A 14,652-nucleotide genomic window follows, 5' to 3' on the forward strand; every position below is an offset into this window, starting at 1 on the left:
TCATGGCCGATATGCTGGTTAAGGGAATGCTGAGATAACGGGCCGATTTCATTCGGCTCGTCTTTATCGTCGCGATAGGGAGGGATACAAGATGGGGAAACTTGCGATCAGACAGCTGAGAGCGCATCCGGTATTAAACTTTGCAAGCGAAGAGCTGCAAGCGATCAGCGAGGTCTATGCGGGTGCAACGGCTGTCTGCGCCAAGCAGTGGATTATCGGAACCTGGAGCGATTGCGAGCGGCATTTGTCGGCTGCCCCGTTAGACCCGGTGGCGGCAAAGCCGGCATGGCCTTGGCAAAAGGAATCGGAAGGCGGTCAGGAACGCGCGGGGGATGAGTACCCGGAGGACGCCTACGTCATTCTGTGCCGAGAAGACGTTATTATTCTTGCCGGCCGCTGCGAAAGGGCGGCTTTGTATGCGGTGTACGCCTATTGCAAAGAGGAATTCCGGATCGAATGGGTTTATCCGGGAGAAGTAGCCGTTCGCGTCTCTCGCCAGGCAGACGGCCCGGAGCGGGAGCAGACTCGCGCGCATGACGCGGATAGGCCGGCCGTTCAAGTTCCGTCCATGCGGCGCAGAGGGTTTGTATACGAGAATTTGAGGGACGAGCCGTATTTGCTGGCGGTGATCGATTGGCTTGCCAAAAACCGCGTCAATGAGCTGTTTATGACGTTTATGCTATGGGATGAGCTTGGTGCGGCGCTGGCCCCCGAGTTGGTTAAACGCGGCATCGCATTGACGCTCGGCGGCCATAGCATGAAGTTTTTCATGCCGGAATTAATGGAGAAAAATCAGTTGGATTATTCCGATTTGAGCTGGCAGCCCGGCGTGATAGCCGATATCGCGCAATATTGCGGGAAGGTTCCGTCTTTGACCCGAATATCGCTGTGGCCGGAGGATGCCGCAATCGCCGATAACGAGGCGGAGAAAAAACGGTTTTTATCCGGCTATATCCAGTTCACGGAACGCATAAAAGAAGCCTTGAGCGCAGCCGGCTTAGAAATTGCAGTCGAGCATATCGCCTATAATGCGGGCTTGTCCTGGGATATGCTGGAGTTGATTGACGGAGTAGAGGCGTCGGAGCGCAGTGATGTCCTGTTTGCCTACTGGGGCAGGGACTATAGCCGGCCATGGTCTTTCTCGGACAGCCGCGCCGAGGACGCTAGAGCCGCCAGAGCTTTGGAACGATGGGCGGAAGTGGCGGCCGATAAAAACAGGAAGATATGCGTGTTTGAATACTACAGCGACCACTTTATGTTAAGTTCGTTATTCCCCGCTCTTCCGGAGCGCATCTATGACGATCTGGAGCTGTTTAAACAGCTCGGCATCGACTCCGTCACGAATCTGGTTGTTCCATGCTCTCACACCGGCACTGAGTATTCCTGGAAATGGGCGCAAGGCTATAACAGCTATTTGTTCGCGAGATGCGCCTGGGGCGATAGCGCCGAAGCGGCTTTAGCCGATTATTGGCAATATGCGCCGGCAAGCGAGCGCGCATTCCTCAGGGCGGCAGTAGACCGGGTGGGGAGCAAGCTGGCCCGCCTGACCCGCTACAACTTTCCATTGTTCCCCGCAAGAGTGGTGGATGTGAAGAAACTGACGGCGCCTGTTGCGGAAGCAAGCGATATTCGGGCTGAATTGAAGGAGCTTGAAGCGGATGTCCAAACGACCTTGGCTCATTTGCTGCGCGGCGAGGGCACTGGGCTGGAGCCGTTTAGAACGTATTTCAATCATCTTGGAGAGACGATAGGGGAATTGAACCGAGGCTGGGCCGAAAATGAAGTGCTCGGATAACCGGTTCTCCTTTATTTGCAACTACATGCGCAAACGGAAAGTCTAGGTCACGAGCTAGTGTACTTCTCGCATTTAAAAAAGTGTTGACAGTTGTGGTTATGGGTTATATCATTTGAATATGCACTAGATATGAACTAAGTTCATTTATGGAAACCGTTATCATATCAGGGAATGACATCAAATCAATGGTTTTCAATTCATTAACAGGTTTTCTAGTGTATTTGTAGTACAAATCGTGATTGGGGGAACGGAATATGACAAGCAATAAGCTAAAAGAAACAGCTTCCAAGATGGCGCTTGCACTGGCGCTTGTAATGGTGGTTACCGCATGTTCGGGGAAATCGAATAGTCCAGCGGCGTCGTCTAGCGCGTCACCATCGTCAACTTCAAGCAGCGAGGGGAATGAAGGCAAGCCCGAAGCCGGAGCGCTGCCGATCGTAGCGGATAAGCTGACATTGGATACATGGATTGTATCGGACGGAAACTTCCGCGGCCAGAATTATAACGAAAAAAATTCTTTCGCCAAGATGGAAGGGCTTACAAACATTAACATCAACTGGATTCAGGGCAGCGGCGCTGACGGCGTCGAGGCGTTCAATCTACTTATGGCAGGCGGCCAGCTTCCCGATCTTGTCGCTTACAACAACATGGTGACGGAAGGTCCAAAGTACGGACAGCAAGGGGCATTCGTCGAGCTAACCCCTTACATTGAGCAGCATGCCCCTAATTTCAAAAAAATACTGGACAATCATCCAGAGCTGAGAAAGCTGCTGACGACGGCCGACGGCGAAATTTATCAGTTCCCCCAATTGAACTTGCATGAATACAATCTGGTTCAGATGTATCCGCAAATTCGCCAGGATTGGCTGGAAAAGCTGAAGCTTGAAGAGCCGAAAACAATCGACGACTGGTATACCGTTCTTAAGGCTATTAAGGAAGGAGATCCGAACGGAAACGGCATTGCGGACGAGATCCCTTATGTAGCTGTGAACTTGCAGCATATCATCCGTACTTTCGGACCTGCGTTCAATACAGATTGGGAGTTCTACGTTGATAACGGAAAAGTGAAATTCGCGCCGTATGAGGCGGAATACAAGGAATTGCTGCAATGGCTGAACAAGCTGTACAGCGAAGGCCTGCTTGATAAGAACTATCTTGTAGATACCGACTTTAAATTTTTGACCGAGAAGGTAACAACGGATCGCGCCGGGGCATGGGCAGGCTGGTCGGGATCGTATATGCGGTCGTTCACTGATTTGATGAAAGATCATCCAACGTTCAAGCTGGTTGGCACAGAGCCGCCGGTTGGGCCGAAGGGCGAGCAAAGATTCGGCTTCCACGCATGGCCGCTTGGAACGGTAGGCGTAGCGATCTCCGCCAAGAGCAAGCATATTGAAGAAGCGGTCAAATGGCTTGACTTCCAATATTCGGAGGAAGGCATTATGCTGAACAACTTTGGCGAAGAGGGCGTATCGTACGAGATGGTTGACGGTTATCCGAAGTTTACCGATGCCGTGTTCAACAACCCGGAGGGGCTTAATTCCACGGAATCATTGCTCAGCTACACCATTGGCGGCGGAATGTGGTCAACGGTTGCAGACGAGCGTTACCTGGAGCAATACGACATGGAAGAAGCGATTGAAGCTAAGCAGAAGGTAGGGAAATACATCAATTTTGACAAGGCGTTCCCGCCAATTACGCTGACTGCACAGCAAAACGATAAAGTCGCATCGCTGCTGGCGGATATTCGCACCTACCGCGATGAATATGCCAACGGTTTCGTGATGGGCAACCGTTCGTTTGATGAATACGATCGCTTTGTACAACAACTGAAGCAAATGAAAATCGAAGAAATCATTGCCGTCTATCAGGAAGCTTACGACAACTACCTCGGCAAGTAACGGCATGCAAGGCAGGCGAGCCCCTTAAGCTTTTGGGGCCGCCTTTTTAACCAAATGAGCATTAACGGGCTTCCCGGAAAGGAACGGGCATATGAACGCTAACGCGGCTAAATCGAATAACAAGGTTCCGGATCGTTTGAAAAAAGGCGTCCGGCGAGCGACATTCCGAGGAGTTATTAAAAACCGATCGCTTTATATCATGCTGATTCCCGTTGTTTTATATTTTATTGTCTTCCATTACAAGCCTATGTACGGGGCGATTATTGCTTTTAAAGACTTCAAGCCCTTCCTCGGCATTGGAGACAGTCCATGGGTCGGCTTCAAGCATTTTCAGCAATTTTTCGAAAGTTATTTTTTCGTCCGCATATTGCGGAATACGATTGTGATCAGTCTGTATCAGCTTATCTTCGGATTCCCGGCAGCCATTATATTGGCGTTGCTGCTTAATGAACTCAAAAATCAAATCTTTAAGCGATTTGTGCAATCGATTTCGTATTTGCCGCATTTCATATCGCTAGTCGTCGTATGCGGCATGCTGATTGACTTCCTGCAGCCGGACGGCATCATTAACCGTTCCTTGCTGGCAATAGGCGCGATCGGCGAACCGATCAATTTTATGATTCTGCCGGAATGGTTCCGGATCATCTTTGTCGGGTCGGGCATATGGCAAAGCGTAGGCTGGAGCTCCATCATTTTCCTCGCTGCGCTATCGGGAATCAATCCTTCTCTTTATGAAGCGGCGGCAGTCGACGGGGCGGGACGATGGAGACAGATGCTGAGCATAACATTGCCGGGCATCATGCCGACCATCATTATTCTGCTTATTATTAATATCGGAAATTTCATGGTTGTCGGTTTTGACAAAATCATTTTGTTATATAACTCTGCAACGTATGAGACGGCGGATGTGATCGGAAGCTTTGTTTTCCGCAGAGGCATTACCGAAGCCAACTACAGCTTTACCGCTGCCGTAGGCCTGTTCAACTCAGTGATTAACTTTACGCTGCTTGTACTGGTGAATCAATTGGCCAAGAAGAAGGCGGAAAGCAGCTTATGGTAGGGGGAAACGCAGATGACTTACAATAAGTCGATTGGGGAGCGCCTGTTTGACGCTTTCAATATAATATTGCTGGTGGTTGGATCGTTTCTATTTCTGTATCCGCTTTGGTTTGTCATCGTGTCCTCGGTCAGCGATGCGGCATCCATTGCGTCCGGCGCCGTTTCGTTATGGCCCAAAGGATTTAATCTGGAGGCATATGAACGGGTATTCAACGACTCTCGCGTATGGCTCACGTACCGTAATACGATCTTCTATGTACTTGCGGGCACGCTGATCAACCTCGTCCTGACGACCTTGGGCGCCTATCCGTTGTCGCGCAGAGATTTGTACGGCCGCAATGGCGTTATGCTTTTTATTGTATTTACGATGTTTTTCAGCGGCGGACTTATCCCGATGTATTTGAACGTGCGCGATCTTGGCTTGTTCGACACGCGTTGGGCTCTGCTGCTGCCGGGCGCAATCAGTGCCTATAATCTGATCGTGATGCGAACCTTCTTTCAATCCACCATACCCGACGGACTTATCGAATCGGCCAAAATGGAAGGAGCGAGCGAATACCGGATACTGTGGAGTATCGTGCTTCCGCTCTCCATGCCGGTTGTCGCCGTCATGACGTTATTTTACGCCGTTTATCATTGGAACAGCTGGTTTGACGCCATGATTTATTTGCAGGATCGTTCGTTGCATCCGCTGCAATTGCTGCTTAGGGAAATTCTCGTTTCCTCGCAGACCAACGATATGCTCGGCGGGGTCGGAAGCGGCGATGTAGTCGGCGTATCCGAAACGATCAAATATGCGACGACAGTCATAGCGACGTTGCCTATTCTCGTTATCTATCCGTTTCTGCAAAAATATTTTGCCAAAGGCGTTATGCTTGGAGGAGTAAAAGAATAATGATAAATCCATTGCAGATAAGCGAAACGAAAAAGCTCGATAGTCCTATGAAGACAATATTCAGCTACAAAGGCAAGGCGATTGTGCAACAGGTACCCGTCCCCGAGGTGAAGGCTCACGCCGTACTTGTACGGACCGTATATTCCGGCGTAAGCAACGGTACAGAGCGGTTGATGCTGATGTCCAATCATCAGCAACCCGCTGCGCTGGGCTATAGCGCATGCGGCATTGTAAGCGCGGTGGGGGAGGGCGTCCATCATGTCAAACCAGGCGATCGCGTAGCCTGCTACGGCGCGCCTTATGTCCGCCATGCCGAATATATGCTGGTGCCCAAGCATCTTGCAACGCCTGTGCCGGATGATGTGGATATGAAGGAAGCCGCATTTGCCGGACTTGGCGCTATCGCCATACATGCGCTGCGGCAGGCCAAGCTGGAGTTCGGCCAATCGGTCGTTATTGTGGGGATGGGCATTATCGGCCAGATTACGGCCCAAATTGCCAGCGCGGCGGCTTATGATACGATTGTTTACGATTTGCAGGCGGAGCGTTGCGCCTTGTTCGAATCGCTCAGCAAAGGCAGAACCGCTCAATCGCTAGAAGAGCTTGAAGCCGTCATTCATCAGGCGACGGAGGGTTGCGGAGTGGATGCGGTGCTGCTCGCGGCCAATGGCAAAAACAACGGGTTGATTGACGGAAGCCTGGACTGGATACGGGACCGGGGCAACATCGTCATTGTCGGCGATCTCGAAATGAATTTTTCGAGAGAGAAAATGTTTCGGAAAGAGGCGGAAATTCGCATATCGCGAGCCGGCGGTCCCGGACGTTACGACAGCAACTACGAAGCCGACGGTCAGGACTATCCGCTGGGGTATGTACGCTGGACGGAAGGCAGAAATATGAGCGAATATATTCGGCTCTTGCGGGAGAAGCGCATCTCGATCAACCCTCTGGTGAATCAGAGCGTGCATATTGACGAGATTCCCAGCATGTACGAGGGTTTATTTATGTCGGTTTCGCCTGCTTTAGGCACATTGATAACATATGAATAGTGATATATACTACCAAGTATATAAGGTACCGAAATTTTGTAAGATATGTCCGGTATTATACGAAGGGTAGTGCATTGTATGGAAAAGCCAAGCAGAACCACGTTTCGAGTGCGGCTCGAGACGATGGTTCATCAGCTTAGAGAAGATATACTTAGCGGGACCCTGGCTCCGGGGAGTTATTTGCCGTCGGAGGACGTGCTGGGCGAACAGTTTCAATTGAGCAAAAAATCGGTTCGCAAAGGGTTGGAGGAGCTCGTGAACGGGGGGCTTATCGTCAAAAAACCGAAAATCGGCAATATGGTGCTGAAGCCGGGCGAAGGAAGCGGCAGGACGAGCATTCGGTTCTGCTATTACCCTGAAGTGGACCAGGAGATCGACATGGCGGCTTTACTGGATATGTTCGAGCGGAAGCATCCGCATATTCAGGTTAAGCGCATGACGATGCACACGGATCATTACGCCGATCAAGCCATTGAGTTTATGGAAGAGCAAATGCTGGATGTCGTTTTGTTGAACTTTTACGATTTTAAGCATTTTCATGAAACATCCCGCTTGCAAATGCTGATGGAGCAGCCGATTGACGAAGCCATCTATCCGTTTCTCAATCGCGCGTTCACCATTGAAGGCCGGAGTTATGTCAAGCCGTTTTCTTTTTCGCCGGTTATTCTTTGTTACAATAGAAGACACTTTCAAGAAGCCGGGCTGGCGGAGCCGGACAGCAGCTGGACCTGGAGCGACTTTTACAGAGCCGCGGAAGTACTGGCCAAGGACGGGGAAGAGAATAAGCGATTAGGCTTCTTTTTTTATCCTTATTCCAACAATCGATGGCCGCTTTGGCTGCTGCAGCATGATTTTCAGTTGCAAAGGGACGAGGCGGGCCAGTTTAATTTTCGAAGCGAGCCGTTTACCAAAAGCATTCACACGTTAAAAGAGCTGTTTACGAACGAATATACGGCGTCATCCCTTGTATTCGAGAACTCGCAGGATCCGGAGCGTTTGTTTTCGGAAGAACGAACGTCAATGATTGTCACCACTTATTTCAGATTGAATCAATTAAAGCAGGCGTCGTTCGAATACGATATCTCGCCTGTTCCTTATGTAGAGACGCCAAAAACGCTGCTTCTGAACGTAGGAATCGGCATCAGCAATCAGTCGGCCCATAAGGAGGCGGCGAAATTGCTGGTTGATTTTTTAACTTCGAGAGAAGCTCAGCTGTTCATGAGGAATCAGACGTTGTCCATCCCTAGCGTTAAGGAAGCGGCCCAGTCGGAGCGGCAGAACAAACAGGGCGAGCCCAAGCGATATCAAATGTTCCGTGAAATTATGCCAAGCTACCGATACTACTCCGACATGAATATGAAGCGCTCCCAGCTTACAGCTATGGTTCATCATCTCAAGTTGTATTGGGCGGGGCTTGAAACAGCCTCGAATGCAATTGCAAGCATAGAGCAGGCTCTTAATCAAGAGTTTGCATAGTATGCGTCAAATGGATTGGTGTCGCGATCCGCAATAATTGTTTAACCAACCCCCATTGTAAAGTCGTCTCAAAAGCATGCTTTTGAGACGACTTTTTTTGTGCTTCTTTAGGTTCTTCGAGACCGCTTGCTGCTATGGATTTTTTCATTTTTTATTTGGACTGCTCATTTTCTTTTTTATGGATATGTATATCCAATCCATCGACTGATATACTGGCATGGTATTCTACGAGGAGGGGATCGTATGTTTAAAGTTCTGGTCACGGATCCTATAAGCGATTTTGGATTACAGCAGCTGATAGGGGCAGAGGATGTAGAGCTATCCCAAAATACAGGGCTTTGCGAAGAGGAGCTAATATCTATTATTTCTTCCTATGATGCGCTGCTGGTTCGTTCTCAAACCAAAGTTACCCGCCGCGTCATGGAGGCTGGCATTCATTTAAAAGTAATAGCCAGAGCAGGTGTAGGAGTAGACAATATTGATTTGGAAGCCGCCACAAGCAGGGGAATTATTGTGGTCAATGCGCCTGACGGCAATACGGTTACGACATGCGAGCATACTTTTGCGATGATGATGGCTCTGGCAAGACATATTCCGCAAGCTTATGCCAAAACCATTGCCGGCCATTGGGATCGCAAATCATTTCTCGGCGTCGAATTGCGAAATAAGGTGCTCGGCGTGCTGGGGCTTGGCCGCATAGGCATAGAATTGTCCAAACGCGCTGCGGCGTTTGGAATGGATGTTGTTGGTTATGATCCATATCTATCAAAAGAGAGAGCAGACAAATTGGGCATCAAACTTTTGACAATGGACGAAATCATCAGGACTGCAGATTTTTTGTCCGTACATACGCCATTAACAAAAGAGACGCATCATTTGATCGCCAGACCTCAGTTCAATGTTATGAAGCGGGGGATGAGAATTGTTAACTGCGCTCGCGGAGGCATTATTGACGAGGTTTCGCTTATGGAGGCGTTGGACAAGGGAATTGTTGCCGGCGCTGCCTTCGATGTATTTGAAAATGAGCCTCCAATGGCAGAACACCCCTTCTTAAAACATCCCAAAATCATTGTTACTCCGCATTTGGGCGCGTCTACCTTGGAAGCTCAAGAGAATGTAGCTCTAGATGTGTCCGAGCAAGTTATTCATATATTGAGAAATGAACCGTTTAAAAATGCGGTCAATATGCCCGTTGTTCCAAAAGACCTTCTGAACAAATTGCAACCCTGCTTCGCATTGTGCGAGCAACTGGGAAAATCGCTGGCCCAGATGACCGACGGAGCGGTACGTGAAGTTGCGGTAGAATGCGAAGGGAAACTTGCCGATCTGGATACATCGCTGCTGATTCCCTATGTGCTTAAGGGATTGCTTTCCCATCATCTCGGTTCGGAGCGGGTCAATGTCGTCAATGCCGTTCACTTGGCAAAATCGCGGGATATTCATTTACTGATACGAAAATCAGTCTTGGCCCAAAGTTCTACAAGCGAAATTACGATTCGGCTAAAGACAACGATTGAGGAGAGATGGGTATCGGGTTCTGCTTTACCTGGCGCTCAGGGAAGGATTACTCGAATCGGGCCATATCCGGTCGACATTACTCCCGAAGGGTATGTTTTGTTAATTTCACAAAATGATAAACCAGGCATCATTGGACGCGTTGGAAATTTGCTAGGCAATAACGGTATTAATATCGCAACGATGCAAGTAGGTCGCAATGAAATAGGCGGTTCCGCGGTCATGATTCTAAAAATTGATCATAAGGCAACTGCAAATGTTATAGAAGCATTGCTGGAAATTCCCGAAATCAAACGTGTACGAGAGATCATCTTTGACTGAGGCGATTAAGGAGGGGAGAAAACATGGATCAGTTTGTGGAGGAAAACTTAAAAACAATTAAGCAGGAGATGGAGTCGGCCTGCCGCGCTTCCGGTCGTCGCATAGAAGATGTGAGATTGTTACTGGCAACCAAAACCGTTCCGCTAGAAAAATTGAACAGAGCTATGCAGGCGGGAGAAACGTTATTTGGTGAAAATAAAGCGCAAGAACTGCGGGACAAGTTCCCGCTTATGCAGCAGCATCAACAGGTGGAATGGCATTTTATCGGACATTTGCAAACGAACAAAGTGAAGGATGTTGTGAAATATGTGACACTCATTCACTCTGTGGATCGTTTAAAGCTGGGGCTGGCCCTGCACCAACAGCTTACAAAAATGAACAAAACCATGGATATTCTAGTGCAAGTCAACACGTCTTATGAGGCTAGCAAATTCGGAGTCCCACCGGAAAAAGCGCAGGAATTGATCGAACAATTATCCCAATTCGAAACACTAAACATAAAGGGTTTGATGACAATTGGTAAATTAAATGCCACAAACGAAGAAACACGGCATTGTTTTCGATTGTTAAAAAACATTCAAGCGCAAATGGAAGAGAAAAAATTTCCCGGCGTAAAGATGGACATTCTCTCGATGGGGATGTCCGGTGATTTCAAAGCGGCTATTGAAGAAGGAGCCACCATTATCCGGATAGGGACAAGTGTATTTGGCCAACGCTACTTGCCGGATCGATATTACTGGAACGAAAACAAACGCGGGAATGATTAGGAAAAACTGGCAAGGATACTTATTGTAACAGTATCCTTGCCAGACGCTCAATACCTTGCTCGATGGCGGCTTCATCTACTTTAGCAAATCCCAGCACCCATCCTTTTCGGTCGCTTTCGAGACAATATTTGCTTAGCGGGTAGATACGAATGCCCTCTTTATAAGCCCATTTTGTCACTGCTTTTTCGTCAAACGAACGAGCGGCCTCAAGAAGCATATGCAAACCGGTCTCGACGCCGCTTAGCGTAAAGCGTTCACTCAACCCAGCCGAGGCAATGGCCTTCGTCATGGCTTCGTGCCTGCGCCTATACACATTTCGGACTCGTCTCATATGGCGCATAAAATGACCTTGTTCAATAAAATGTGCAAGCGTTAATTGTTCCATAATGGGAAGATGGCGATAAGTCAATTCATGGACCTGGGTAAGGCGATCAATGGCTTTCTGTGGCCCGATAATGGCTGAGATCCGAATTCCCGGTGCGACCATTTTGGAAAAACTCATCATATACAATGTATTTTGGGGCCGCTGACTAAACAAGGTAGGAAGCGGGTCCCCGCGATAACGAAATTCGCTGTCGTAATCATCTTCTACAATCCAAAACTGAGATTGAGCAGCCATCTGTACTAATTGTTGTCGGCGTGGTTCTGACAAAATGACACCTACCGCACACTGATGGGATGGCGTAACAAACACAAGCTTGGTTTGCGGGTCAATGTCGTCAACGCAAAGGCCAAATTCATCAACTGGCGCGGGTGTAACATGCATTTTCCGATAACGCATCGCCATCCATGCAGCGGGGAATCCCGGATCTTCAACGGTGACGGTATCCCCTTCTTGCAAAAGGGCTTGGGCAATCAAATCGATGCTATGCTGAGCGCCGGATGTTAACAGAATTTGATCGACGTTTACATGAATGCCTCGTTCAAATGACAGGTATCGTTGAATCTGTTCCCGCAGGGGCAGATAACCCTTGGCATCGCCGTAAGCCCAAATATTCAGATCAGTTCCCGTTGAAGCTTGTAAATAGGACTGTCTCCAATTCCTTTGAAATTGTTCATCTAAATAAGGCTCATGGGGACTGAAATCAATTTCGGGATTAACCCTTTCTTTATTGCCAAACCAACTATGTAAATGGCCTATGGAAACATGAAGGAATGGCAAATCTGGTAGATCGGGTCCTTTGATTTCCCCATCCTCTAAAGGAGATACGGCACGGATCCGCTGATTAACTCTTGTTCCGCCCCTACGGGAAGTTACTGTGTATCCACGGCTGAATAACTCTTCGTAGACAATCTGAACAGTAGAACGGGAAACGCCAAGCTGTAACGCGAACTCGCGAGAGGGGAGCAGCAATTCGCCTGGTTTCCATTTTCCGGTCGTTATATGATGGATCGCCTGATCCAGAAGCTGCTGCCAGATGGGACGGGCATCTTCACGGTCTACTTTTAGTATTGTTTTCACCACCAAAGTTTTGGTTGATATATTATCATAACAATCCTTTGTTTTGCAACTCTATATATAAACAGATCAACTCAAAAAATCTCCCTCCTCTAAACTTCCGAACTGACGAAAGTGAGCTTAGAGGAGGGAGACGAATCGAGTAGATCGATACCTATTCTTTAGAATTTTTCCGGAAACTGTTTGACAATACCATCTGTGAGCATATTGGCCAGTTTAATCATATGTATTTCATTCTGATCTGTTACTGCAATATTGGCTTTCCAGTCCCCTTTGAGATAACTCAGCACCATTTCCGTAATGTATTGGAGATGCGTGTACAGCATGTCCTGAAGTTCTTTAAACGACCAATTTGGATTTGCCGCACTTAAAAACTTTGCTATTTCATCCGCATTTTTATGCCAAGCAGCCTCCAACTTCTTTACCTCTGCCTGATTGTTAGCTTTAGCAGCAGTAATGATTTTACCAGCGATAAGAATATGTTCCCGGAGAAGTTCGGCCAATTTATTGCCAGCGGCGTTACCATAATAAGGCTTAATAAGATCGCCTATGTCTTGTTGGTTCCGCAAGAGACGTTCCAAAACAGCCGATTGATCTTTTAGACCGGATATTGCGCTGACAATGTAACTTCTCGTCCAGACGGTATGGTCGATCCAAGCCTTCTGCATATCGCTCGTCAGTTTCATGATCTCAGGGCTAATGCATTCCGTTTTCTTTTCCTCACTTGCAGAAACAGAATTAACTACCGGCGTTACAGTGAAAACAAGCGCAGTGCTCAGCACCATAGCAACAATCCGTCTTAATATCATGATTATGGGCTCCTTATACGTTTTCACTATTATGTGACTGGAAACCCAATTTATACAGATGGATTTAGCGTTCTGATCCGCTTATCCCACTGTATTCCTGATTTTAATCAGCTCGTTAATAAAGTGATCAAGCTGTCGTTGCGTTGATCCGCCATCCAGAAGATTACGACTACGATTCTGGCCTTGTAAATCTTGCTCTAATGCATCTAACGCCAATCCGGCAGCAAGAGCTGCGATCCCATCGCCCAATGTGGCTATGGAGGCCCCTAAAAATGCAATTTTGGCAATTTCGATATCCCGGAGCGCCTTTTCGGTATCCAAATAGATCCCCTCCTCAGTTCACACATTATCAATGTATGTGCGCTAAGACTGAGGTGACACTTTGATGAGGGGGATTTAGGTAACAGACGCTCGTTGATGTTTACCTGTACAACTTACTTCGCTTATCCACTCTAACGATTGAGCAAATGTAGCATTTATGATTTTTCCCTTTAACCTGCTGCACGTTTTCGCAATAGACGCATCTCATCACGGATTCACCTCCGAGGATATTGTATCCAGTGGAGGTACCTGGCTATTCCGCAAATCGATAATCGTATGCGGCAATATCCATCGTCTTTTTATATGTTCCCTTTTTTTAATGACTATCCGATTACGGTACACCTCTACCGCCAAGCTTTCGCTTTTATCGACTCTGTTCTTATCCCGAAGAACATTTCTGACGGAACCGTTTTTAATCATGTGAATATGGCCGCTACTCACTGGTTCAGGCTGTTCGAGATCCTGATGTGTATGTCCCGAGAACAGAAATACTTGCCTCTTAACATTGGCCAGTATGTTCAATAATCCTTCATCGCGTGCAGATATCGTGTTCTCTATGGGCTGATGCAAAAAAACAAAAGTAGGAATCATCTCATTGTCTTGATGAGAGGGCTTGTCTCGAAGACGTTCCTCTAACCACCGTAATTGCTCCTTGCTCAAATAAGCAGACTCCCCGACGGATTTGTCTACATCCCTGTATCGCTCGCCGCTTAAAAATATAAAATGGCAGCCGTTTAACCAAGTGTCATGGAACACTTGATTGTAATTAAAGTGCGATAAAAATAGTTTTTTGGCTTTTTCGCTCGACCAACTTGGGTTAAGTTTTTTTCCAAAATGGCGACGGTCCCAAAGCTGATAATAATCATGATTGCCCATCGTAGCAAAAAGGTTTGGATGCGGGACTCTCCGCAACAGTTCCTTCAACTTCCGATAATCATGATCGAAACCATCCGTTAAGTCTCCATTAAGGATGAGCAGCGAACTTTGCGGACTAATGGACTTGTGGTCCTCAAGTGAACGGAGAAACAGCTGATGCGATTGGCGATCAAAGGATTGGATATGAATATCGCTTAATACGGCAAAGGAAAATAAAAAATCCTGATTTGTTGCCGAAGTGGATTCCTCTGGAACAAGCACAAAGAAGAAGATAATTAAGCAAATCATTATAATTCTCAAGGAATCACACATCCGATCATTATTTCTTTAGCTGAATAGCCATTTCATGTTGTCACCATACTAAACCCCAAGGTTCGATTTTCACTTGTAGCTTTACCAATTAGGCTCA

12 protein-coding genes are annotated in these 14,652 nt (G+C 47.7%); 8 read left to right on the plus strand and 4 right to left on the minus strand.

Annotated elements, in window-relative coordinates:
• The first annotated feature begins 91 nt into the window (after nucleotides 1-91).
• The 8 genes from KJW29_RS35565 (at nucleotide 92) to KJW29_RS35600 (ending at nucleotide 10,778) form a co-directional block, all read left to right on the plus strand.
• Nucleotides 92-1,795 (plus strand): hypothetical protein, encoded by a 1,704-nt coding sequence (locus KJW29_RS35565; protein ID WP_214628220.1) that lies wholly within the window; start codon nucleotides 92-94, stop codon nucleotides 1,793-1,795.
• Between the two features lie 254 nt (nucleotides 1,796-2,049).
• On the plus strand, nucleotides 2,050-3,696 hold the full coding sequence (locus KJW29_RS35570; protein ID WP_214628221.1) for an extracellular solute-binding protein: 1,647 nt from the start codon (nucleotides 2,050-2,052) through the stop codon (nucleotides 3,694-3,696).
• A gap of 91 nt (nucleotides 3,697-3,787) precedes the next feature.
• On the plus strand, nucleotides 3,788-4,756 hold the full coding sequence (locus KJW29_RS35575) for an ABC transporter permease (RefSeq protein ID WP_214628222.1): 969 nt from the start codon (nucleotides 3,788-3,790) through the stop codon (nucleotides 4,754-4,756).
• Nucleotides 4,757-4,768: 12 nt separating this feature from the next.
• Nucleotides 4,769-5,650, plus strand: coding sequence for a carbohydrate ABC transporter permease (locus KJW29_RS35580; protein ID WP_214628223.1), 882 nt, complete (start codon nucleotides 4,769-4,771; stop codon nucleotides 5,648-5,650).
• Entirely contained in the window at nucleotides 5,650-6,699 is a 1,050-nt protein-coding gene (locus KJW29_RS35585) for a zinc-dependent alcohol dehydrogenase (RefSeq protein WP_246608509.1), read from the plus strand. The genes KJW29_RS35580 and KJW29_RS35585 overlap by 1 nt, the downstream gene beginning before the upstream one ends.
• Nucleotides 6,700-6,777: 78 nt before the next feature.
• Nucleotides 6,778-8,175: an extracellular solute-binding protein gene (locus tag KJW29_RS35590; RefSeq protein WP_214628224.1), complete on the plus strand. Its 1,398-nt coding sequence runs from the start codon at nucleotides 6,778-6,780 to the stop codon at nucleotides 8,173-8,175.
• A gap of 243 nt (nucleotides 8,176-8,418) precedes the next feature.
• Nucleotides 8,419-10,011 (plus strand): phosphoglycerate dehydrogenase, encoded by a 1,593-nt coding sequence (serA, locus tag KJW29_RS35595; RefSeq protein ID WP_214628225.1) that lies wholly within the window; start codon nucleotides 8,419-8,421, stop codon nucleotides 10,009-10,011.
• A 23-nt stretch (nucleotides 10,012-10,034) separates the two neighbouring features.
• The gene (locus KJW29_RS35600) at nucleotides 10,035-10,778 is read left to right on the plus strand and encodes a YggS family pyridoxal phosphate-dependent enzyme (protein ID WP_214628226.1); all 744 of its coding nucleotides are present in this window, start codon (nucleotides 10,035-10,037) and stop codon (nucleotides 10,776-10,778) included.
• Between the two features lie 19 nt (nucleotides 10,779-10,797).
• On the opposite strand, the gene pdxR is transcribed toward KJW29_RS35600, so the two are convergent.
• The 4 genes from pdxR to KJW29_RS35620 form a co-directional block, all read right to left on the minus strand.
• Nucleotides 10,798-12,231, minus strand: coding sequence for a MocR-like pyridoxine biosynthesis transcription factor PdxR (gene pdxR / locus KJW29_RS35605; protein WP_214631450.1), 1,434 nt, complete (start codon nucleotides 12,229-12,231; stop codon nucleotides 10,798-10,800).
• A 167-nt stretch (nucleotides 12,232-12,398) separates the two neighbouring features.
• On the minus strand, nucleotides 12,399-13,046 hold the full coding sequence (locus KJW29_RS35610; protein ID WP_214628227.1) for a glycosyltransferase: 648 nt from the start codon (nucleotides 13,044-13,046) through the stop codon (nucleotides 12,399-12,401).
• An 81-nt stretch (nucleotides 13,047-13,127) separates the two neighbouring features.
• The gene (locus KJW29_RS35615; protein WP_246608510.1) at nucleotides 13,128-13,367 is read right to left on the minus strand and encodes a translation initiation factor 2; all 240 of its coding nucleotides are present in this window, start codon (nucleotides 13,365-13,367) and stop codon (nucleotides 13,128-13,130) included.
• Nucleotides 13,368-13,574: 207 nt separating this feature from the next.
• Entirely contained in the window at nucleotides 13,575-14,543 is a 969-nt protein-coding gene (locus tag KJW29_RS35620; RefSeq protein WP_214628228.1) for a metallophosphoesterase family protein, read from the minus strand.
• Nucleotides 14,544-14,652 lie beyond the last annotated feature (109 nt).

This window comes from Paenibacillus agaridevorans (assembly GCF_018604145.1).
Classification (GTDB): Bacteria; Bacillota; Bacilli; order Paenibacillales; family Paenibacillaceae; genus Pristimantibacillus; species Pristimantibacillus agaridevorans.